Origin of the sequence: Ehrlichia canis str. Jake (assembly GCF_000012565.1) — a bacterium.
GTDB classification, from domain to species: Bacteria; Pseudomonadota; Alphaproteobacteria; order Rickettsiales; family Anaplasmataceae; genus Ehrlichia; species Ehrlichia canis.
In genome coordinates this window covers 19,470-43,119 of sequence record NC_007354.1, presented here as the reverse complement: position 1 = coordinate 43,119, position 23,650 = coordinate 19,470, and the positions used below count along the sequence as shown (strand labels likewise).

The 23,650-nt window shown below is 29.5% G+C and carries 17 protein-coding genes and 1 tRNA gene; 14 read left to right on the top strand and 4 right to left on the bottom strand.

The genetic code is table 11. From position 1 onward, the window contains the following. Nucleotides 1–579: 579 nt before the first annotated feature. Complete coding sequence (locus ECAJ_RS00185; protein WP_011304163.1) at nucleotides 580–2,616, bottom strand: ATP-dependent DNA helicase RecG; 2,037 nt, start codon at nucleotides 2,614–2,616, stop codon at nucleotides 580–582. A 109-nt stretch (nucleotides 2,617–2,725) separates the two neighbouring features. Here ECAJ_RS00185 and ECAJ_RS00180 point away from each other — a divergent pair, with 109 nt between their 5' ends. Then, nucleotides 2,726–3,259, top strand: coding sequence for a phosphopantothenoylcysteine decarboxylase (locus ECAJ_RS00180; RefSeq protein ID WP_011304162.1), 534 nt, complete (start codon nucleotides 2,726–2,728; stop codon nucleotides 3,257–3,259). Nucleotides 3,260–4,602: 1,343 nt separating this feature from the next. On the opposite strand, the gene mnmE is transcribed toward ECAJ_RS00180, so the two are convergent. Then, on the bottom strand, nucleotides 4,603–5,922 hold the full coding sequence (gene mnmE / locus ECAJ_RS00175; RefSeq protein ID WP_044262094.1) for a tRNA uridine-5-carboxymethylaminomethyl(34) synthesis GTPase MnmE: 1,320 nt from the start codon (nucleotides 5,920–5,922) through the stop codon (nucleotides 4,603–4,605). 286 nt (nucleotides 5,923–6,208) lie between these two features. Next, nucleotides 6,209–7,048, bottom strand: a complete 840-nt coding sequence (dapD, locus tag ECAJ_RS00170; protein ID WP_011304160.1) for a 2,3,4,5-tetrahydropyridine-2,6-dicarboxylate N-succinyltransferase — start codon at nucleotides 7,046–7,048, stop codon at nucleotides 6,209–6,211. A gap of 210 nt (nucleotides 7,049–7,258) precedes the next feature. On the opposite strand from dapD, the gene ECAJ_RS00165 reads away from it, so the two are divergent. Both ECAJ_RS00165 and xseA read left to right on the top strand, forming a co-directional pair. Then, a complete protein-coding gene (locus ECAJ_RS00165; protein ID WP_011304159.1) occupies nucleotides 7,259–7,924 on the top strand; it encodes an MJ0042-type zinc finger domain-containing protein in 666 nt (221 codons plus the stop codon). Then, the gene (gene xseA / locus ECAJ_RS00160) at nucleotides 7,921–9,087 is read left to right on the top strand and encodes an exodeoxyribonuclease VII large subunit (RefSeq protein ID WP_011304158.1); all 1,167 of its coding nucleotides are present in this window, start codon (nucleotides 7,921–7,923) and stop codon (nucleotides 9,085–9,087) included. The genes ECAJ_RS00165 and xseA overlap by 4 nt, the downstream gene beginning before the upstream one ends. 1,268 nt (nucleotides 9,088–10,355) lie before the next feature. On the opposite strand, the gene ECAJ_RS00155 is transcribed toward xseA, so the two are convergent. Further along, the gene (locus ECAJ_RS00155; protein WP_011304157.1) at nucleotides 10,356–11,540 is read right to left on the bottom strand and encodes a phosphoglycerate kinase; all 1,185 of its coding nucleotides are present in this window, start codon (nucleotides 11,538–11,540) and stop codon (nucleotides 10,356–10,358) included. Nucleotides 11,541–12,300: 760 nt separating this feature from the next. Here ECAJ_RS00155 and ECAJ_RS00150 point away from each other — a divergent pair. The 11 genes from ECAJ_RS00150 to ECAJ_RS00100 all read left to right on the top strand — a co-directional run bounded on the left by ECAJ_RS00150 (nucleotide 12,301) and on the right by ECAJ_RS00100 (nucleotide 23,289). Further along, the gene (locus tag ECAJ_RS00150; RefSeq protein ID WP_011304156.1) at nucleotides 12,301–12,732 is read left to right on the top strand and encodes a hypothetical protein; all 432 of its coding nucleotides are present in this window, start codon (nucleotides 12,301–12,303) and stop codon (nucleotides 12,730–12,732) included. Nucleotides 12,733–12,982: 250 nt separating this feature from the next. Continuing rightward, nucleotides 12,983–13,786, top strand: coding sequence for a diaminopimelate epimerase (dapF, locus tag ECAJ_RS00145; protein ID WP_011304155.1), 804 nt, complete (start codon nucleotides 12,983–12,985; stop codon nucleotides 13,784–13,786). 61 nt (nucleotides 13,787–13,847) lie between these two features. Continuing rightward, a complete protein-coding gene (locus ECAJ_RS00140) occupies nucleotides 13,848–14,351 on the top strand; it encodes a hypothetical protein (RefSeq protein WP_231243045.1) in 504 nt (167 codons plus the stop codon). 74 nt (nucleotides 14,352–14,425) lie between these two features. Beyond that, nucleotides 14,426–15,496: a methyltransferase domain-containing protein gene (locus ECAJ_RS00135; protein ID WP_011304153.1), complete on the top strand. Its 1,071-nt coding sequence runs from the start codon at nucleotides 14,426–14,428 to the stop codon at nucleotides 15,494–15,496. A 348-nt stretch (nucleotides 15,497–15,844) separates the two neighbouring features. Beyond that, nucleotides 15,845–15,935: transfer RNA gene (locus ECAJ_RS00130), tRNA-Leu, on the top strand. 19 nt (nucleotides 15,936–15,954) lie between these two features. Next, nucleotides 15,955–17,097 carry a GTP cyclohydrolase II gene (locus ECAJ_RS00125; RefSeq protein ID WP_011304152.1) on the top strand — a complete coding sequence of 381 codons (1,143 nt, stop codon included), beginning with the start codon at nucleotides 15,955–15,957 and terminating at the stop codon, nucleotides 17,095–17,097. Between the two features lie 92 nt (nucleotides 17,098–17,189). Continuing rightward, a complete protein-coding gene (locus ECAJ_RS00120; protein WP_011304151.1) occupies nucleotides 17,190–17,894 on the top strand; it encodes a virB8 family protein in 705 nt (234 codons plus the stop codon). Next, nucleotides 17,881–18,705, top strand: a complete 825-nt coding sequence (gene virB9 / locus ECAJ_RS00115) for a P-type conjugative transfer protein VirB9 (protein ID WP_011304150.1) — start codon at nucleotides 17,881–17,883, stop codon at nucleotides 18,703–18,705. The genes ECAJ_RS00120 and virB9 overlap by 14 nt, the downstream gene beginning before the upstream one ends. Nucleotides 18,706–18,726: 21 nt before the next feature. Beyond that, nucleotides 18,727–20,064, top strand: coding sequence for a TrbI/VirB10 family protein (locus ECAJ_RS00110; RefSeq protein ID WP_011304149.1), 1,338 nt, complete (start codon nucleotides 18,727–18,729; stop codon nucleotides 20,062–20,064). Between the two features lie 16 nt (nucleotides 20,065–20,080). Then, on the top strand, nucleotides 20,081–21,079 hold the full coding sequence (virB11, locus tag ECAJ_RS00105; RefSeq protein ID WP_011304148.1) for a P-type DNA transfer ATPase VirB11: 999 nt from the start codon (nucleotides 20,081–20,083) through the stop codon (nucleotides 21,077–21,079). 38 nt (nucleotides 21,080–21,117) lie between these two features. Next, nucleotides 21,118–23,289: a type IV secretory system conjugative DNA transfer family protein gene (locus ECAJ_RS00100; protein ID WP_011304147.1), complete on the top strand. Its 2,172-nt coding sequence runs from the start codon at nucleotides 21,118–21,120 to the stop codon at nucleotides 23,287–23,289. Nucleotides 23,290–23,650: the final 361 nt, after the last annotated feature.

The following is a 23,650-nucleotide window of genomic DNA, read 5'->3' as shown; positions in this document are numbered from 1 at the left end:
TCATTCTATGCTGTTAAGATCAGTAAATAAATACCTCTACTTATCTTTAAAAACGCTACTCTAGAGTACTGAGTTTAAAATGTTTTAGAGCTAGCAGTACTAACTACTTAAAATATACTCACACAACCCATACTAATAAGAATAGAAAATACTAAACATTTTTCAAGCTATTAAATACCAGCAGTTATAGCCTTATACGTTTCCCCTAGGAATCAATTTGCATAATTAAACATCTCTTAACTCATAAAATTTCTGATTTATGTATTTCTTTTAACGATCTACAAAATAACAATTTAAAATTTAATCAAACATACTTGGCACATACTTTTGAAAATCATACCAACCTTTTAGAGAAATAATAATAATTATAATACTCATTGTTAAAGGTACTGTACACTACAATACCTACACTTACTAATTAAAATCAAAACCCTAACTATCAAATATTTTTAACTATATCAATCCATTACCCATACACTTTGACAATTGATGACAAGAACTATCTCAATATCTGAAACATCACTAACTTTACAGAAACTTATTAAGAAGAACTTATCAAAACTATTTATTAATACACAACTAATAATTCATAGCAGAAACATCATAACCAAACATACACAATAACTGAGCCAAATTATCATTTAACTTTGTATTTGCATTAAGAATTTCCTGTGCCTGCTCAGTAGCAATAGAAATCAGATTTTGATCACTATAAATATCTGCAAATTTAAAATTCGACAACCCAGATTGCTTTACACCTAAAACATCTCCACTACCACGCAATAACAAATCTTGTTCAGCTATATAAAATCCATCTTGAGATTTACGTAATATACACAGTTTTTTATAAGCAACTTTACTCACCATACTACCATGTAATAAAACACAAAATGAAGCTTTATCACTACGTCCAACCCTACCACGTAACTGATGAAGCTGTGATAAACCAAATTGCTCAGCATTTTCTATAATAATTATAGTAGCATCAGGTACATCTACGCCCACTTCTATTACAGTAGTTGCAACCAACAATTTAATAGTACCATGATAAAAAGACATCATAACATCATCTCTTTCAACTTTGGATAAACGACTGTGTACTAACCCAACCTCCTGACCAAATACTTCTTTTAAAGAAAAAAAACGCTTTTCAGCTGCAGCAATATCCACTAATTCTGAATCTTCAATATAAGGACAAATCCAATATGCTTTATTTCCATCTCGCAAAGCAAACTGTAACTTTGTAACAACCTCATACAACTTCTCAATATTTATAATGCTAGTATGTATAGGTAATCTATTATGAGGCTTATCTTCTAACCTTAAACAATCTATATCACCATATACTACTTGTTCTAATGTTCTAGGAATAGGAGTAGCTGTCATAAAAAGTACATCTGCAAGATTACTCTTATTAATCAGTTTCATTCTTTGTAATACTCCAAATCTTTGTTGTTCATCAATGATAATTAAGTTAAGGTTGTTAAAATCAACACCATCTTGGAATAAAGCATGAGTACCAACAACCACTTTACATTCACCAAGTTGCAATTTTCTTTTAATATCTTGCTTCTTCCTGACTTTACTTGTTAACAACTCAACACTTACCGGAATACCAGATAATATTCCCTGTATCCAACGATAATGCTGTTCTGCCAATATTTCAGTAGGTGCCATAAAAGCTACCTGTCCTTCATTTTCTATGACATTTAAAATAGCAAACAAAGCTACTACAGTTTTTCCACTACCTACATCTCCTATTAATAGTTTTACCATCCTACTGTTTAACGCCTGGCTCTCCGTAATTTGAGATATTACTTCTTCCTGTCCTGCTGTTAATTTAAAAGGTAATTTATTTAAAATATCATCATGGTATATCCGTTTACTTATAATAGAGACACCTTGTTTGCAATCAAACTTTCTTACCATTTTCATAGAAATTTGATGACTCAACAATTCATCGTATGCAAGTCTCATTTTATGTAAAGATACAGTTTCTAGTGTCTTTGGATGATGTATTTTAATTAAACTTTCTTTCCAGCTATCCCATTGATTATCCCTTAACAACCTTTCATCTATCCACTCAGGAAAATCAGGTAATAATCCTATACTCAGTTTTACTAACTTTGAAATTCTTTTAGAAGTTACCCCTTTAATTAATGGATAAACAGGTTCTATAATACTAATATCATGAAATTTTCCAACATCTGTTATAATATAATCAGGATGTGTAATCTGCAGACATTCAAAAAATCTAATCAACGTCCCACTTATTACACACTCTGATCCTACTTTTAAAACGCTTTTTAAATATTTTACAGAGTAATGAAAAAAAACCAATGACACTTCGCCAATACATGTATCAAGAACAATTTTATATTGAGCTTTTCTTCTACCACCAATAAAACCATGACTTTTAACAGTCCCAATAAAAGTTACAATTTTACCTACAGCTTCTTCAGATAATCCAGTCCTTCTATCTATATAGTTCTGTGGTATATGGAATAACAAATCTATGATTTTATCTCCACCACATAATTTCTTTAATAAATTACCTACTACTTTATTAACACCAGGTAACATATATATGCTAGAAAATATGCTTAAATCATGCATTAAACTAGAATCCTATATCAAAAACAATAAGTTAAAGTTATTATAAATATTAAACTTTGAATATACAGAAATATATGATAGAAGTTGAGTATTTATCTAATTTTATACTATGAAAATTCTACTAGTCATTTCAGGAAGTATAGCAGCGTACAAATCCTTAGATTTGATACGAAAATTACAAGAAAATAACCACACAGTCACTGGTATAATTAGCAAATCTGGAGAAAAATTTGTTACTCAATTATCAGTAGCATCATTATCTGGAAATTATGCATATACAGATGCAGATTTTTTTAATATCCATAATAGTATGCATCATATATCATTAACAAGAAATTCAGATATTTTATTAGTAGCACCTGCAACATTGGACATAATAGCAAAGACAGCACATGGTATTGCTGACGAATTAGCTACAACAGTTCTAATCGCATCAAACATTCCTATTATCATGGCTCCAGCTATGAATCCTGTAATGTGGTATTCAAAAGCAAACCAACGCAATATCAAATGTTTAAGAAACGATAACGTAGTCATCATTGAACCCAAAGAAGGATTAGCAGTTTGTAACGAATATGGATTAGGCAAAATGGCAGAAACTCAAGATATTGTTTCATTTATAGACAATTTTCAAAAAACTTAAACTGTAGATAAAAGAATACAAATATCTATTTAATTTCTAATTACTATCAAACATTCCACAAAATTAAATCATAGAAAACAACATGCTTTTACTATAACCATATTTAAAAACTGTAATATTTCAAAAGTACTGATACATATTCATAATATTAACAAATATTATTTACCTATATAAGATTGACCAACATATTACTTAAAAGTAATCATATAGAATAAAATTAGGATTTCCCAAGAGTGGTTTTAACTCAACAGTAGGGAAGTTAGCTATACTGAAAGCAGTTTATCACAACAGATTAAAAAACTACAACATTCCGAAAATATTGATACACAATCAAATAAAATAGGCAAAAATATTATTTATCTATACAAAATTTACTAACACATTACCTAAACTCTACATCCATATGGAAAAAAAATCAGGATTTCCAAAGAGTGATTTTAACGCAATAGCAGGAAGTTAGCCATACTGAAAGCAGTTTACCACAACAGATTAAAAAACTACAACATTCCAAAAACATTGATACACAATCAAATAAAATAGGCAAAAATATTATTTATCTATACAAAATTTACTAACACATTACCTAAACTCTACATCCATATGGAAAAAAATCAGGATTTCCAAAGAGTGGTTTTAACGCAATAGCAGGAAGTTAGCTATACTGAAAGCAGTTTATCACAACAGGTTAAAAAACTACAACATTCCGAAAACATTGATACACAATCAAATAAAATAGGCAAAAATATTATTTATCTATACAAAATTTACTAACACATTACCTAAACTCTACACCCATATGAAAAAAAAAAAAAAAAAAAATCAGGATTTCCAAAGAGTGATTTTAACGCAATAGCAGGAAGTTAGCTATACTGAAAGCAGTTTACCACAACAGATTAAAAAACTACAACATTCCGAAAACATTGATACACAATCAAATAAAATAGGCAAAAATATTATTTATCTATACAAAATTTACTAACACATTACCTAAACTCCACATCCATATGGAAAAAAAATCAGGATTTCCAAAGAGTGATTTTAACGCAATAGCAGGAAGTTAGCCATACTGAAAGCAGTTTATCACAACAGATTAAAAAACTACAACATTCCGAAAACATTGATACACAATCAAATAAAATAGGCAAAAATATTATTTATCTATACAAAATTTACTAACACATTACCTAAACTCTACACCCATATGAAAAAAAAATCAGGATTTCCAAAGAGTGATTTTAACGCAATAGCAGGAAGTTAGCCATACTGAAAGCAGTTTACCACAACAGATTAAAAAACTACAACATTCCGAAAACATTGATACATATTAAAACAAAATAGAGTTATTATTTACCTATACAAAATTTACCAAAAACATTATCCAATATATCCTCATCACTAATTACACCAACTACTTTTCCTAACTCTCTTACAGATAATCTTAAATCTTCTGCAACTATTTCCATAGGTAATTCCAAATCCATATTTTTCACTATATTTAAAGTATTTTGAATATGCAATCTTTGTCTTTCAGAAGTAATAAAAGGATGAGTACTACAAAATTGAAAATCCTTTTCTACTCTCTGCTTGATTAAATTTAGTAGAATTTCTATTCCACGATTACAACATACAGAAATTGGTACAAAACTAAAATTAAAGATAGATATTAATTCATGCTCTGTAATATTATCTGCCTTACTCAAAACACATATAGACTTCTCATCTATTAAGTTCATAATCTCATTGTTAAAAACATTCCGTTTTTCGTAAGGTAGCATAACTATCTTAAAATCAGCATTTTCAGCTTTTAATTTCGCACGTCTAATTCCTTCTTGTTCTATCAGATCAGCACTATCTCTAATACCAGCAGTATCAATTATGACAATTGGATATCCAGCTACATCTATATGTGCTTCCAAAGTGTCTCTAGTAGTACCAGCATATTCAGAAACAATAGCAATATCTCTTTTTGCTAAATGATTAAATAAAGTAGACTTACCAGAATTAGGCTCACCAACAATTGCAATATAAATACCCTGACGTAATCTTTCACCTTTCCGATCATCATTAAGATGACACTCCAAAGATTCCTGCAAATTATTTAACAAATAACCAATATTAGCAAGTGCTGCACTATTGACTTCTTCTGGAAAATCAATATAGGCTTCTATATTAGATAATATATCAATTAACTGCTGCCTCCAACTTTGATACAATTTCTCTAAAGCCCCTGACATTTGTCTTATAGCCTGTTTAGCTTGCATTTCTGTTTCAGAATTTATAAGGTCAACTATTGCTTCAGCTCTAGTCAAATCAACCTTATTATTTAAGAAAGCACGCAAAGAAAATTCACCAGGTCCAGCAGGTACAAAGATTTTACCAAGTTCAGCTAATATCATTTTTATAACAGCTAAACTACCATGAGTATGAAATTCAACAACATCTTCTCCAGTAAAGCTACTAGGAGCAACAAAATAGACAATTATAACTTCATCTATTATTTCACCTTTACTATTATATAAATGAGCAAATGTCGCAGTCCTCGGTTTAATACTACTACTAATACCAAAATGCAAAAATGCTTTTGCAGCATCTTTACCAGAGACCCTAATAACAGCTACTCCAGATTTCCCCCACGGAGTACATAAAGCAAAAATAGTACTCATTATCATTTAAACAACAGAACCCACTTCAGAATTTTATCACCATTAGGATAAAATTCATCATATTATTAAGCATACAAGTATATCTATACAAACAACATGAGCATCTCCTGTAGTATAAAAATTTATACACTAAGTATATAGCAAAGTGGTACTAAAAATTGATTTTCCTTTAAGAAACCTACTAGTGACTAACTGATTTGCATTTTCAAATTATAGTAAAATACAACACAAACACACTTTATATGCGTATTACTACTTAAATTGCAAGCCTAAAAAATTTCAGATTTTAAGAGTCGTCCCTTAAAAGCTCATTGATAGACACTTTACTTCTAGTGTTATCATCAACCTTTTTAACAATTACAGCACAGTATAACGATAAATTACCACTACCATAAGAACCAGGTACTACCACAGAATATGGAGGGATTCTTCCATAAGATATTTCACCAGACTCTCTGTCAACAATTCTAGTAGAAGCTCCAATATAAACACCCATAGAAATTACTGAACCTTCACCAACTATTACACCTTCAACAATTTCACTACGAGCACCAATAAAACAATTATCTTCTATAACAACAGGTCTAGAACTTAACGGCTCTAACACTCCACCTATTCCAGCACCACCAGAAATATGACAATGTTTACCAATTTGAGCACAACTTCCAACAGATGCCCAAGTATCAATCATAGTTCCTTCACCTACGTATGCGCCAACATTAACAAAACTTGGCATTAATACTACATTAGGTGCAATATAAGCAGATTTACGCACCATTGATCCAGGTACAGCTCTAATTTTTGCTCGTCTGAAATCATCAGCACTCCACTTACCAAATTTCAATTGCACTTTATCAAACCAACATAAATTACCAAGCATTGAATTTGATGTATTAATTTCTGCAAGATTCATATCATACACACGGAAACACAACAATATAGCTTTTTTAGCCCATTCATTTACTACCCATTGGTCCCCAACTTTTTCACATACACGAATTCTGCCTTGATCTAAAAGATCCATAACATCATCAACAACTTTCTTAATTGATGTGTTACTAGAAAGATTAGCTAAATTGCTCCATGCATCTTCTATAACTTCTTTAAAATCACAAACATCTATCATACTCATAACCAATTACGTATTTATTAAAGTTGCTCATCGTAACATGACATATGCTAAAATACAAGTGTTTTATCCAGCCATAAGTACTAACATATACAATACCTTGATTTACTAAAATTATTAGATTATGTACATCACATACACTGTAGACATATTTGTAATAATAGACTATATTATGTTTATAATACATAATCAATAAACCTGTGTTTAATGCGGATAGAATGCAAAAATTGTAAGGCAGTTTATAGAGTAGACAGCAGTAAATTTCCTACTGAAGGTAAAAAAGTTAGATGTACACACTGTAATAACACATGGACACATATACCATCTGAAGATAAAGCTGAAGACTATCCTGAAAAAAACTATACAAATAAAGAATCTGTAGTCAACCCTAACCTACAGGCTAGCAAAAATCCTACACAGCATCATTCATCAACAAGACATTCTTTTCTAAAAAAAACACTGTCGGTATGTACAACAATACTACTAATATTTTCACTTTCCGTTATGCTTCAAAATAACATCCCATACAAGTTTAGAAAGATCTATCGCATAATAGAAATGTATGACACGACAAATATACAATTAGCAGACTCCAAGATCAAAATCCTCAAAAAAGATGAATATAATATCGCAATAAAAATTGAAGGTATCATTAAGAATCAATCGGATCAGGAAAGGTTCATACCTGGTATACAACTTGTGCTTTATAATAAACAAAAAAAAGCAGTGGCTTCAAAGAAATTAAACCAACATAAAACAGACATTATTCCTAGCAAGCAAGATTACAAATTTGAACATATAATACATGCACCAAAAGATACAGACAGTATACAAATAAAAATAGGGAATCTATTTGAAATTGCCTTTTTATGATACCAGAATTTACCGTCAGTGAACTCACAAAAATTTTTCAAAATTTCGTACACGAAACATTCACACATATAAAAGTGAGAGGAGAAATCAGTAATTTATCACAACCAAAATCTGGACATACATATTTTACACTAAAAGACGATGATGCTGTGCTTAACGCAGTATGTTGGAATAACACTAAAATAGAATTTGATCTGAAAAATGGGTTAGAAGTAATATGTTTTGGCTTCTTAACAACTTATCAATCAAAATACCAACTAATAACAGAAAGCATGCTACTAGCTGGGATAGGTAACTTAAAAATAATGCTTGAACAAAGAAAAGCAAAGTTAGAAAAAGAAGGTCTTTTTAATCAATCAAATAAAAAACACTTACCTCTGTTACCTAAGATCATAGGTGTCATCACATCTACTACTGGAGCAGTGATCAACGATATACTAAACAGAGTAAAAAGTCGTTTCCCAAGCCATATAGTAATATCTCCAGTGTCTGTACAAGGTAATGAAGCTATCAATCAAATCATAAACGCAATATCAAAATTAAATAATTCTGATATAAATAGACCAGATGTAATAATAATTGCTAGAGGAGGAGGAAGCATAGAAGATCTATGGATTTTTAATGACGAGGCAATTGTAAGGGCAGTAGCTGGATCTAGCATCCCCATAGTTTCTGCAATTGGCCATGAAACTGATTTTACTTTAATTGATTATGCAGCAGATATACGTGCACCTACCCCTACAGCTGCAGTAGAAATTGTTTTACCAACAAAAACCCAACTAGTAGAACTCATAAATAGTAGATTCAACAAAATAAAAACAATTTTACATTATAAAATAAACATAAAAAAAGACAGATTGTTTTACTTACATAACAATTTAATGAAAACTAAACATAAAATAAAAGTATTAAAACTTCAGTTACTTGAACATAAAAGTCAAATAGAAGTACTATTAAAAATAATGTTATTAAACAAAAAGCAATCCTTAAATGAGTTATATTATAAAATCAATCAATTTAATAAAGAAAAGATATTAGAAGCAGGATATGCTGTAATATATGACACAAATAATAACCACATCAATAGCATAAAAAAGCTACAATCAAATGATATCATTTCAATTGAACTAAAAGACGGCATAGTAGAAGCTATAATAAAATAGTAATCTAATTAATTTTCATATATTAACACCGCACAAAATGACACTATCTAACACACTATAAACTAATTTATACAAATGTCCCTGTAACATTATAAGAATAACCAAGAAAAAATAAGTTATACTATTTATAATTGAATTCACTGTTCATGTTGTTTTATTAGTTAGTTTTTTTGTTGGTAAAATAACTTCTAATATTGCTGTATGGGTATGTACAAGTATATTTTCTACATAATCAATTAAAGAGCAGTTTCATGACTAATTATAGAAACTGGGAATATTAGATCTGGCTAAGCATATTCTAAAATCAATTATCAACCCAACATTTTATAACTGAGGTATCAGTAAAGTCATCATTTGAAAGACCAATTAATTTCTTAAACACGTCATCTTACTTACAGCAATATTTTTTGTGCATTTTATCAATAGTGAGTAATGTTAAGTCCATTTTTTTACTTATACTACATCTTTCACATCTATAATTAAATTCCATATGTTTGAATTTTACTCCCATACTTTAAATATAGTCACTAGATTGAATAAAAGTTCTGCTACCCGACACTTAGAAAATTTACTTAAGAACTTTTTATTATTGAAACACAAGTAAAGTCATCATTTGAAAGACCAATTAATTTCTTAAACACGTTACCTCACTTACAGCAATATTTTTTGTGCATTTTATCAATAGTGAGTAATGTTAAGTCCATTTTTTTACTTATACTACATCTTTCACATCTATAATTAAATTCCATATGTTTGAATTTTACTCCCATACTATTAAATATAGTCACTAGATTGAATAAAAGTTCTGCTACCCAATACTTAGAAAATTTACTTAAGAACTTTTTATTATTGAAACACAAGTAAAGTCATCATTTGAAAGACCAATTTAATTTCATTAAACAAGTTATCTCATTTACAGCAATTTTTTTGTGCATTTTATCAATAGTGAGTAATGTTAAGTCCATTTTTTTACTTATACTACATCTTTCACATCTATAATCAAATTCTATATGTTTGAATTTTACTCCCATACTTTAAATATAGTCACTAGATTGAATAAAAGTTCTTCTACCCAATACTTAGAAAATTTACTTAAGAACTTTTTATTATTGAAACACAAGTAAAGTCATCATTTGAAAGACCAATTTAATTTCATTAAACAAGTTATCTCATTTACAGCAATTTTTTTGTTAATTTACAATAGTACAGTTAATATTAAATCATCATTAGACTTTTCTTAGACCCCATTCCTATAATTAAACATCTGACTACGCAATACTAAGAAAGTGCAGTAAAGCACCTCCACCTGTTGAAATATAAGTAAAGTCATCATTTGAAAGACCAGATAACTTGATTGCACATATACTATCACCACCACCAACAATACTTTTAAGTTTACCTGCCTTAGTTAATTTTGCTAATAAGTTTGCAACACTAAATGTTCCTTTTGAAAACTGCTCCTTTTCAAACATACCACATGGACCATTCCATAAAATCGTTCTACACTTATTTACTGTTGCAGTAACTATATTAATCGTTTGAGGTCCTATATCTAATATTACATCATCAGATTCTATAGTATCATTATCTTTTATTGAACTTTTCCCATAAATAGAATTCTTAGCCACTACATAATCAACTGGAACAATAATTTTACACTCATGTCTTTTAGCAAGATCCATTATTTCTTTTACAAGATCTTTTTCTAATTCTTCATATAATGATCTTCCTATTTTCAGACCTTGCGATAGTAAAAAGTTATTTGCAATAGCTCCACCTACTATTAAAAAATCCACCTTTTTAGTCAGATTTTTCAACATGTGAATTTTTGTTGATATTTTTGAGCCACCAACTATAACTGCAACTGGTTTTTCACTATTAGAAACAACACAATTCAAATATTTCATTTCTTCCTGAAAATTAAAGCCAATAAAAGAAGGAATTAATCTAGTAATCGCATCTATAGATGCATGTTTACGGTGTAAACAAGAAAAAGCATCATTAACATATATATCAGCCAATAAAGCAAGCTGTTTAGCAAACGCTAAATCATTTGTTTCTTCTTCTGCATAAAATCTCAAATTTTCTAGTAATAATATTGAACCTAATGAAGCAGATTGTATAGTTTGTTCTACATAATCCCCAATTACACCATCTATAAATATTACATTTGTTGTAAATATCTTATTTAGGTACTCAATCAAAAACTTCAAAGAAAATTCTTTATCATAAGACTTAGGGCGGCCATAGTGCGACATTATTACAATCTTTGCATCATTACTCAGTAAGTACTTAATAGTTGTAGTCAATCTAACAATCCTAGTATCATCCAACACTACACCATTATCCATTGGTACATTTAAGTCTGCACGCAGTAACACTGTCTTACCACTACAACTGAAATCTTGTATTTTTTTCATATTACAAAAAGTAAAATCATGAGACCTTAACATATAAGTTACCTTGTTTAACAATTTAATAAATCACTAAAATAGTTAAATATCTTTATAAACTATAAAAAATTTATTAAGTGTTTTTTAGCACAAAATCAAATTTATTCTCACAGTAATATACAACTTTACTACTACATCACTTAACAAAATTTGCATGTAAACAGCTATAGTCCAGACATTATATCATAAATAGCAAAAAATTAAAAAATATTAATACCTTTATATTTATTAATTTATTAGGATAAATATTAACATTTTAATGCTGTTTAAACATTAAAAACTAACACATACAATCCACATATCATAAGCATTAGAAATGTATTTTAATATTCTGATACACCTTCTATCCCAATAATGTAATAAAATACTTAACAAACATACAATATTTAAATTACATACTTCTTATTAAATTCAGCACACAACACCATATTTGTTACTAATCAAGTATGCTCTCAGGTGTAAAAACACTAGTTCTTCATTACAATTTCAATTGTTAGTAACTATCCACACACAAAACTTCGACTAAGTATTAAAATCTCAACATTAGACAACAATCATACAATTATTTAACATGAAAAACAAAGCCCAAATTAGTCAGCTGCAATATTTAGAAAAAACAACAGAACATATAACATTATTATTTAGATCTACAGAAGATACATATCACTTCTTCCTATCAATACAAAAATAAATGTCATTATTATACATTATTTAACTATCAACACCTATAATATCGTCATTGATTCTTTAAGGAAAAGAAATGTCAGATGTTCCATTTGTAAACAATAGAAACGAAACAAAATCTCATAAGATAACATGGGAAATAGTAAAAAATCAAAAATACAAACAAACACATCTATTACAAATATCATGCTTATATATAATAACAATACACAATAAGAATCACAACATATCGTTACCAACAGACAATGTTATTAGTAATATTCTATTAAGAATAAACACAACAATGGAATCAGTGTTATTAAATAAACTTCTCAGTATTGAAATATTAAAAGGCATTTCTTCTCATAAATTTATTAGTAAAAAAAAGAACAATATTGCAAGATTACAAGATATATCACAATTTTTTAACTCTCATTTCAACATAAAACTTCCAAGAAGCATCGAGGAAAGCTTTATTGCAGAACATAAAGAAGCAGTACAGTTACTAAAAAGTTCTATAAGCATATAGCCAAGCATTTATACACTACATGAATTTCAATTAATAAGATAAACAGCATTTTACCAGACATTACTATATAATATTCAATTGATGCTATTATAGATTATCAAGTGCTATTTTTAATTACATACACATTTCATATAATCAATGCTCACTAATATTCTCACAAAAACATAATAAAATTTTTGACAAAATTAGGTATTTAAAAACTTGTTAAAATAGATCACAATAACAAAGTTACCATTTTCTTTTATTAAATATGATAGACTTTATAAAAATGCATGGCACTCTTAATGATTTTGTCATAATAGATTGCCGAAGTAAGTTCTACAATAACATTGATTATAAAGCAATTGCTAACAGGAAAACAGGAATTGGCTGTGATCAAATTATTGTCATAACAAAATCTGAAAAAGCTGATTGTTTCATGCATATATATAACGCAGATGGAAGTAAAGTTGAAATGTGCGGTAACGCTGCAAGGTGTGTTGCATACCTATTAAGTAATGAAAAACAAAAAAACAATGTAACAATTGAACTAGCTGATCGCATATTATCATGCTTAAGGATCTCAGAAAATACTGTACAAGTTAACATGGGAATAGCAAAATTTCATTGGACAGATATACCTATATCTCAAGAATGTGATACATTGCACCTACCAATAACATTAGAAATGCTCAGCGATCCTGTAGGAATAAATGTAGGAAATCCACATGCAATATTTTTTGTAAATTCAATAGAAACAATCCCACTAGATAAATTAGGACCAAAACTAGAAAATCACAATCTTTTTCCTAAAAGAGCAAACATTAGTATTGCAGAAATCTTATCTAGAAACAAAATCAAACTGAGAGTATGGGAACGTGGAACTGGAGAAACAGCTTCATGCGGTAGTGGCGCATGTGCAGCATTAGTTGCAGCAGTAAGACGTCAGTACACTGATACAACAGCAACAATATGTTTACAAGGTGGTAACTTATTAATATCATACCAGAATGATAACACTATTTTAATGGAAGGGATGGTATCATATACATTTCATGGCATCTACTGTAATTAATAAAACACTGTATCAATTTCTTAGATCAATAAACTTTTATACAATTCATAGTTATGTTATAATGCTATTTAACAATGAACAGGTTTTTATGAAACTAAAAGAAACAACTATAAATGGAATGTTAGTTCTCTGTTTTGCACCTATGGTGGCATTTTACCACAAAATGAAAGTGCTTTTCACATGTGGCCTTCCTTTATTAGATGGGACTGAAGAATCAAATTATGAACATGCAGTAATGATTGGTTGCTTAAGCACAGTATTGTGCTGTGTAATATATATAATGATACTTATACATTTTAATATTAAGTTAATGCTTTTCCTACTGTCAAAAATCACAGGAAAAAACTTTAATGCTCTTAATGATATAATCTCTAGATTTATAGATGTAAGTGTAATACACTTTGTAATATCAAATATCCATTTAAAATTTTTGAAATGTATTTCTCATAAAAATAAATCAGAAGATAAACAAATATATAAAGATTTCGCAAAAAAAACTAACATAATAATTAAATCAATAGAGCATCACAGAAAGCTATATGAAAACTTTATCTTACCAATTTAACAATATGTTTATGTTTATTCATTATAACATATTTATGCTATATTAGTATCAAATCAAAATTTGACGAGTGGAGTATGAAAAGTAATTTCTTCATAACAAAATGTAATGTATCGTCTTTAATATCAAGTATTAATAAAGCAATACCAAAGCTGCAAGATCTTCTTCAACTCATAAATAACAAAATCATTTGTATGAAAAAAGAAACTATCTTATTACAAAAAAAATTAAAAAACCTACTTGAAACTAATATTGACCTTGGTTTATATCACTTTTATAAAGGAAACATATCAGACGCAAAATTTAGATTCCGTCTTATCAGTATTTTTAAGCCTAAATTACCAATAGCATATTATAACCTTGGAAGGTGTTATTTTGCTTTACAAAACATAAATAAAGCAAAACAAAACCTTACGCGTGCAATAGAACTAGATAATAATTATGCAGAAGCTCTATATTACTTAAACAAAATAACAAACCCAACAAGTATTGTATATGTACCTGAAAATATCATAAAGCAATACTTTGATTACACTAGTGAACATTTTGTAGAACACTGGCTCATAGCAAAACAATATAAAGCTCATGAGTATGTAAAATCCTTAATAATAAACTTCTTTGGTGATAAATCTCCATATTTAAATATCTTAGATCTCGGATGTGGCACAGGTATATGTGGCCAATTTTTAAAAATGAAAAGCATAGGCAATTATATAACAGGCATTGACCTATCAAATAAAATGATAAACATAGCAAGAGGTTGTTTTGTAAATGGAAAACAGGCTTACAATGAGTTAATACATATAAGCATTGCTGATTTCCTTAAGAAAAATCAAGACAAAAAGAAATATGATGTTATCATTTTAACTGAAGTACTACAGTATATTGGTAGCTTAAATCCAATCTTTAAACTTTTGAAAACAATGTTAGATACAAATGGTATTATCATTGGGCTTACAAGAAGAAAACAAGGTTCAGGTTTTCAATTCATTAATGAAGGAGATTTTTTCTGTCATTCAGATGAATACATAAAATTATGTATAGAAGAATCAGGACTAGAATGCAGTTACTCCAGTTATTGTAAAATATACGGATCACAAGTTGAAGGAGTACTTCTCGTAGCTCAATCCAAAAAAATTGATACTTAAAATTTAGTAACATTATACTCTAGTGATTTTACAGAAGCAAAATTTTCACGCCATGTTAATATATAAAACTATAGTTTCGTACAATAAATGTTAATAATTACTAAAAATTGCAAACTTACTGTTTAAAATATATAACTTTACTAAACACTTCAAATTAAAAATCACAGTACTTTACTTATAAAACAATAGTAAACTTATATCGCAATAAATTATTTTACAATAAACTTAATTCCAACTACAATTAAGTATAGTATTTCTTTTAAAATCAAAGAAAGTTATTAATTTAATAGTTAACAAGCAACATTGACATATACAATGAATTTATTTAGGATTAAGGTTTTATAAGACGCGGTTGTGGTGGAATTCGGTAGACACGCAGCGTTGAGGTCGCTGTGGTTTGATAAAGACCTTGGAAGTTCAAGTCTTCTCAACCGCACCATGTAATATTTGAGCACAATATGGAAAATTTATTTAACAGCTTTCGTTCCAACAAATATATTACAGAAAAGTCTATTGCCGAACTTAGATGCGGCATCCCAATACTACTATATAACAATAACGACAGTTTACTAATTTTTCCTAGCGAGCTAGCAAACAATGAATTATTAAGTGCTCTGAAAAAAAAATTTCAAGATATTAATATATTAGTCACTGGAAACAGATTAAACTTTATATTTCAATCACCAGGAAATCGTCTTTCTAGAATTAAAATTAAGACACACCATGATTTAGAATACATATCTTCTTTACTAATAGACCAAGAATTCCATAAAAAAAGTTCACTTACTGCTGACGACATAATTGTCAGCACAAATTCCCTAGATAAAACTGCTATTTCCATAATAAAATTAACAAAGTTATTACCTTCAGCAATTGTTATTGATATCAATAGTGCTAACATACTACAATGGTGCTCTCAAAATAATATAACACCAGTCAAACAAGAAATAATAGATAACTACAATGAAGAATATGAAATTCAAGAAGTATGTAGTTCTCCATTATTTTTAAAAGATTGTCCGAATGCTAAAATAAAAGTTTACAGGTCATACACTGGAGAACTTGATCACTATGCAATTATTATAGGAAATCCAGACTACAGTAACCCTATAGTTAGAATCCACTCATCATGTTATACTGGTGATCTACTTAACAGTTTATCATGCGATTGCCGTTGTCAATTGCATACAGCTATAAAACTAATGACAGAAAATAAAGGTGGAATAATTCTATATTTAGCTCAAGATGGCCGTGGTATAGGATTAGCTAATAAAATAAGAACATATCAATTACAAACCAAACATAACTTTGATACTGTAGATGCTAACAGGTTTTTTGGATTTGAAGATGATGAAAGGGTATTCACACCAGCTATAAAAATACTGCAGAAATTAGGAATCTCAAGACTACAGCTATTAACAAATAATCCAAACAAAATTTCAGAAATTCAAAAAAATAACATACAAGTTACAAAAATATTACCTATTTTTGTTGACACAAACCAACATAATATTAATTATATCAATACCAAAGCTAAAAGATTAGGTCATGTTAGCTGGAAGTGCTTTTTATGCTATTTTTACATACTAATGTTAATCTGATGTAAATAAATAAATTATACACTCTCTGTTGACCATCTAATTAACAAAAATTTTTGTTAACATAGCTTAAAACTATAAGGTTGATGATACGTATGTTTAATAAATTTAAAAAAAAGAACAACACAAGTGATAATAAAAAACCATTAAAGGCAAATTTAGAAACAACATATAGTTGGCATGTCAGTCGGTATAATTCAGTTGTCATACAAAGGAACATGCTACTGTTTTTCACAGTGCTGGCACTAAGTGCAGTAGGAATTAGTGTTTTTGTCATCTCTAATATAAGCAAAAGCAGGACTATTGAGCCATTTGTAGTAGAAATAGAAAAGAAATCAGGAATTACAACATTAGTAAATCCTGTATCAGTTAAACAATATTCAGCAGATGAAGTTTTGAATAATTACTTCATAATAGAATATGTAAGATCTAGAGAACTTTTTGACCCTAATAATTTCCAATATAATTACTATACAAAAGTTCGTCTATTTTCCAACCAAACAACATATAGTGAATTTCGTAACTGGATAAGGTTAAGCAATCCTGCAAGTCCTTTGAACTTATATGCAAATGTAACATCAGGATATCTAAAAATTAGATCTTTACAGCACTTGCGTCCAGGAAATGTGCAAATAAGATTTTCTTTAGAATTCAACCATCCAAATGGTACAATAAAAAGAGACAGAATAGCTACATTATCATTTCAATACGTAACTCTTGAAATGAATGAACAAGAAAGACAAATTAATCCTTTAGGATTTCAAATAACTTACTATAGGGCAGATGATGAATTTCTATAAAATTTACACTACATTATTAATAGTTTTAATAATGATTATGTTTCATGGCAATGCACACTCCATAAGCATAGCTGATAACCCTGTTACAATAGATAGTAGAATTAAAACTTTTGTATACAGTAATAACGAAATATATAATGTAGTGTTTAATTATGGATATCACTCATATATTGAATTTTCAAAGGGTGAAACTATAAAAATGTTAGCAATAGGTGATACCGTAAGTTGGAAAGTAAAGCCAGTAGATAACAAGCTCTTCATAATTCCATTAGAAAAAAACGGAAAAACAAATATGTTAATAGAAACAAGCAAGGGTAGGAGTTATGCTTTTGACCTGATATGCCGTAGCGCAGGTGAATCCAACAATGATAAAAAAGATGTTGAAGCAGAGTACTCTGACCTAAGAGATCTAGCATACATAGTACGGTTTTATTATCCAAAAACTGAAGAAGATTTTGATTTAAATAAAATAAACCTTCCAGATATTTCTATTTTTAGTAATTCACACAAGATAAAAAATCACATAGTAATAAAACCTAACATTACAAGCGACAACTACCTTGTAAATACAAAGCTAGAAGATCAAAAAAAATTACCTGTGGAGTTATTTGATGATGGCAAACTTACATATTTTAAGTTTGCAAACAATAATCAAATTATACCCCAAGTATTTATATATAACAACTTGGGTGAAAAAGTACCTTGTAAAATGTTATTACTAAATAATTATGTAATAATAAAGGGTGTACATAAAAACTTATATCTAGAGTATAAGAATGAATCTGTGAAAATAACTAACAAAAAACTATAACAAAACTTATCACGGTACACTATGTCAGAAGAAAATCAAAATAACCAATACACAGAGATTGAAGAGAGTGTAAATGTTGTTGGAGTAAATAAAGGAAAAAAATTCATCATAATAGGAATAATTCTTGCTGGGTTAGGTTTTGCCTATTACTACTTCTTCATAGGTAAAAATTCAGAAAATGATCTAAATAAACCTCAATCAACAGAAGAAGTAGATATAGAAAAATTGTTAAAAGAATCTACTCAACCTGCACAAGAGGTATCTCCAGCTATCAATATTCCACCACAATTACCAGAATTACCACCTCTAGTATCACCATCTTTACCATCAATTCCAACAGTTGAAAAACCTAAAGTACTAGAAATACCAAAAATACCAGAGGTCAAGCAAAAGCAACCGCCTGTACAACCGCAGCCTAAACCTGAAACTGACGTTTTACCAAAAATACCTTTACCTGCTCAAAACACAATAGAAATTGCTGCACCTATTGCACCTACAACAACAGGTTATGATAAAGAAAGAAGAGCTACATCAATGTTAGCAATTTCAGGTGGACAAGAAGTTAGAGCTGAAGGAGAAGAATCAACTATTTCAAACGTAATAAATAATAATAATAATTCTATTATTTCTTTACAACCAACATCCTCTCCAAATGTTGTAGCAACAAAAGTAAACAATTTGGAATTAACAATTCTACAAGGAAAAATAATTGATGTAGTACTAGAAACTGCTATCAATTCAGACTTACAAGGTACATTAAGAGGAATAGTAGCACGTGACGTTTACGCTGAAGCAAGCAATATAGTAATGATTCCAAAAGGATCTAGATTAATAGGAAATTATTCTTTTAATGCAGGTCCAGGCAAAACAAGAGTGCAGATATCTTGGAATAGAGTTATTTTACCTCACGGTATCGATATCTCACTTGATGGCAATGGAACTGATGAGTTAGGTAGACAAGGTGCTTCAGGTGTAGTCAACACAAAAATAGGAAATATATTAACTTCCACAATATTACTAGCTGGTGTATCTATAGCAACAGCCTATGCTACATCAAAAATCCCTGAAATAAATGATCATCCTATTATAGAAAGCAAAGACAAAGATACTAAGGATGAAGATAAAGATAAGGATAAGGACAAGAACAAGGATAAAGACAAAACAAAAACTACATTACCTGTAAAAATTCTATCTCAAGCAGTAGATGATTTTTCAAATTCTATAAAAGACATAATAAAGAGATACTCAGATAACAACCCTACAATATATGTAGATCAAGGTACTTTGCTAAAAGTATTTGTTAATAAAGATATTGTATTTCCAAAAGCAGCAGTACGCGGAATAAATATTGTAAATTAATATAAGGTTTGTTTATATGACAACAAGTTATGCAGCTTTAGATACGTATCTTGAACCATTGCAGTCTATTTTTAACGAAGATGGAGTAAACGAAGTATCTATAAATCAAGCATGTGAAGTATGGGTAGAAAATAGAGGGAACATACGATGTGAATCCATTCCAATTCTTAATTTGTCACACTTAAAAGCACTAGGAAGGTTAATAGCACAAGCTACAGAACAGAAGATAAGTGAAGAAAATCCATTACTATCTGCAACTTTACCTAATGGTTATCGTATACAAATTGTCTTCCCACCAGCTTGTGAAGCAACTGCAGTAGCTATGTCAATCAGAAAGCCATCAGCTATGCAGCTTTCATTGGATGACTATGAAAAAATGGGAGCATTTGATCAGGCTATTACAGAAACCAAAGAAAACTCCATAGATAATGAATTAAATGAATTATTAAAACAAAAAAAAATTAAACAATTTCTAGAATGTGCAGTAATAAACAAAAAAAACATAATAATAAGCGGTGGTACATCAACAGGAAAAACAACTTTCACTAACGCAGCACTACGAAGTATACCCAAAGATGAAAGGCTAATTACAGTAGAAGATGCAAGAGAAATTGTACTAAGTAACCATCCAAACAGAGTACATCTAATTTCATCAAAAGGAGGACAAGGTAGAGCTAAAGTTACCACTCAAGACTTAATAGAAGCATGTTTGAGATTACGTCCAGATAGAATAATAGTAGGAGAATTACGTGGAGCTGAAGCATTTAGCTTTTTAAGAGCAATCAATACAGGTCATCCTGGATCTATATCTACTTTACATGCAGACACACCGATGATGGCATTGGAACAATTAAAATTAATGGTTATGCAAGCAGGACTTGGTATACCGCCAGATCAAATCATAAATTATATTACTAATATAGTAGACATTGTAATACAATTAAAAAGAGCATCAGGTGGTGTAAGATATGTGTCAGAAATACTATTCACTAAATCTTTACAGAAAAATAGTTAAATGATACTTAGATTCTTTATAATTAAATTGTTGTTTTTATGGATAGTATAAGTGCAAATCACATACGCAATATTTTATTCCTTGTTTTAGGCGCATTTTTTGGACTGGAATTTTGCTTTTATTTATCAGGTGTATTATTCATCTTAATGGTCTGGGGACCAAATTACCTAGATTTTAATGCTATAAATCCCAGTTTGAGTGATTTTCCAGACAGAATTTGGCCAACTATTTTTGACTATGTACAACATTGGTGGAAGAACCCTTCTGCATACGATGCAGTTTTATTACTTAAGCTAATAACGTCATTATGTACACCAGTAGGTATTCTAAGCATAGTATTATGGAACCTTAGAAATATATTATTCGATTGGAGGCCATTTAAGAAGAAAGAATCACTGCATGGAGATTCAAGATGGGCAACAGAAAAAGATATTCGCAAAATAGGATTACGTAGTAGAAAAGGAATATTATTAGGGAAAGACAAGAGAGGATATCTCATTGCAGATGGATATCAACATGCATTGTTATTTGCACCAACTGGATCCGGAAAAGGTGTAGGTTTTGTAATACCAAACTTATTATTCTGGGAAGATTCTGTAGTAGTACACGATATAAAATTAGAGAACTATGATCTTACAAGTGGGTGGAGAAAAAAAAGGGGACAAGAAGTTTTCGTGTGGAACCCAGCACAACCTGACGGTATAAGTCACTGTTACAACCCATTAGATTGGATAAGCTCTAAGCCTGGACAAATGGTAGATGATGTACAAAAAATTGCCAATCTAATAATGCCTGAACAAGATTTTTGGTATAACGAAGCACGTAGTTTATTTGTAGGAGTAGTATTATACTTACTAGCAGTACCAGAAAAAGTAAAATCCTTTGGAGAAGTTGTAAGAACAATGCGCAGCGATGACGTAGTCTACAACTTAGCAGTAGTACTAGACACAATAGGGAAAAAGATTCACCCAGTTGCATACATGAATATAGCTGCATTTTTACAAAAAGCAGACAAAGAACGCTCAGGTGTTGTATCAACTATGAACTCATCTTTAGAATTATGGGCAAACCCATTAATAGATACAGCAACAGCATCAAGTGATTTTAATATTCAAGAATTTAAAAGGAAAAAAGTAACAGTATATGTTGGATTAACACCAGATAATTTAACTCGTCTTAGACCTTTAATGCAGGTATTTTATCAACAAGCTACAGAATTTTTATGTAGAACTTTACCATCAGATGATGAACCATATGGTGTACTGTTCTTAATGGATGAGTTTCCAACATTAGGAAAAATGGAGCAATTTCAAACAGGTATCGCATATTTCCGTGGATATAGAGTTAGACTATTTTTGATTATTCAAGATACTGAACAGCTTAAGGGTATATATGAAGAAGCAGGAATGAACTCATTCTTATCAAACTCTACTTATAGAATAACTTTTGCTGCAAATAATATAGAAACTGCAAATTTAATATCACAGTTAATAGGAAATAAAACTGTTAACCAAGAGTCTTTAAACAGACCTAAATTTTTAGATTTGAACCCTGCATCACGTTCATTACATATATCAGAAACACAAAGAGCTTTACTATTACCTCAAGAAGTAATAATGTTACCCAGAGATGAGCAAATACTTTTAATAGAATCTACTTATCCTATAAAATCAAAGAAAATAAAATACTATGAAGACAAAAATTTTACAAAAAAACTATTAAAGAGTACCTTTGTTCCAACTCAAGAGCCTTATGATCCCAACAAAACAAAAACAGCAACAAAAGAAAACGAAGAACCTATGCCAAGTATTGAAAGCGATCTTCCTAAAAATACATCTGACAATACTGAAAACAATATGGAAGATGGTGCAATGTACAGCAGCATAGAAGAAGATTATGACGATGATGATGATGATTTTAATTTTGAAGACTTAGATGAATATATGGATGAAGAAGAAGATTATGATGATGAAGAATATGATGATATAGATTATGATGATAATAACAATAGTAATGAGGAGTATGAAGAAGATAATCCAGAAGAAGATGACAATAGCAATAATCTAGACGATGAGGAAGAGGAAGAAGATAATATTATAGATTATGAAGATGAAGAAGAATATGATGATAACATAGACTACAAAGATGATGACAATAACTACAACAAAGATACCACTGACGATCAAGACTCAAAAAAACATAATGAATAGTATTTTAGATATAGCAAAATATTAGTGATCAAAAAGCATTAGATAGTTATGTATAACCACATTTTAAACATCTAATGCTAAAACAGACACATGAATTAGTGATCCCTATAGACTGTAAATATATTCTAAAATACTAAATTTCTATACTACAAAATATATAAGTGTTATTGATTTTATGTTGCAGACTACATAGTTTTATTTACAATATTTTTCACTTAATCAATAGCTATCAATAAATTGATTTCTTGAATTTATAGAAGATTAGTATACTCATCCATTATGTTTAACAGTAATTTGCAGTATGAATACAATATGCATCTATGATTTTTAAGTAAGTTCATACTTCTTTATATAAAAATAG

Bases quoted from the DNA above. Each gene is read 5' to 3' on its own strand.
- ECAJ_RS00135 (WP_011304153.1), top strand. From the start codon at position 14,426: ATGAAAAGTAATTTCTTCATAACAAAATGTAATGTATCGTCTTTAATA.
- ECAJ_RS00150 (WP_011304156.1), top strand. From the start codon at position 12,301: ATGTCAGATGTTCCATTTGTAAACAATAGAAACGAAACAAAATCTCAT.
- ECAJ_RS00165 (WP_011304159.1), top strand. From the start codon at position 7,259: ATGCGGATAGAATGCAAAAATTGTAAGGCAGTTTATAGAGTAGACAGC.
- ECAJ_RS00180 (WP_011304162.1), top strand. From the start codon at position 2,726: ATGAAAATTCTACTAGTCATTTCAGGAAGTATAGCAGCGTACAAATCC.
- xseA (WP_011304158.1), top strand. From the start codon at position 7,921: ATGATACCAGAATTTACCGTCAGTGAACTCACAAAAATTTTTCAAAAT.
- ECAJ_RS00125 (WP_011304152.1), top strand. From the start codon at position 15,955: ATGGAAAATTTATTTAACAGCTTTCGTTCCAACAAATATATTACAGAA.
- ECAJ_RS00120 (WP_011304151.1), top strand. From the start codon at position 17,190: ATGTTTAATAAATTTAAAAAAAAGAACAACACAAGTGATAATAAAAAA.
- ECAJ_RS00100 (WP_011304147.1), top strand. From the start codon at position 21,118: ATGGATAGTATAAGTGCAAATCACATACGCAATATTTTATTCCTTGTT.
- dapF (WP_011304155.1), top strand. From the start codon at position 12,983: ATGATAGACTTTATAAAAATGCATGGCACTCTTAATGATTTTGTCATA.
- virB11 (WP_011304148.1), top strand. From the start codon at position 20,081: ATGACAACAAGTTATGCAGCTTTAGATACGTATCTTGAACCATTGCAG.
- mnmE (WP_044262094.1), bottom strand. From the start codon at position 5,922: ATGAGTACTATTTTTGCTTTATGTACTCCGTGGGGGAAATCTGGAGTA.
- ECAJ_RS00140 (WP_231243045.1), top strand. From the start codon at position 13,848: ATGCTATTTAACAATGAACAGGTTTTTATGAAACTAAAAGAAACAACT.
- ECAJ_RS00155 (WP_011304157.1), bottom strand. From the start codon at position 11,540: ATGTTAAGGTCTCATGATTTTACTTTTTGTAATATGAAAAAAATACAA.
- dapD (WP_011304160.1), bottom strand. From the start codon at position 7,048: ATGATAGATGTTTGTGATTTTAAAGAAGTTATAGAAGATGCATGGAGC.
- virB9 (WP_011304150.1), top strand. From the start codon at position 17,881: ATGAATTTCTATAAAATTTACACTACATTATTAATAGTTTTAATAATG.
- ECAJ_RS00110 (WP_011304149.1), top strand. From the start codon at position 18,727: ATGTCAGAAGAAAATCAAAATAACCAATACACAGAGATTGAAGAGAGT.
- ECAJ_RS00185 (WP_011304163.1), bottom strand. From the start codon at position 2,616: ATGCATGATTTAAGCATATTTTCTAGCATATATATGTTACCTGGTGTT.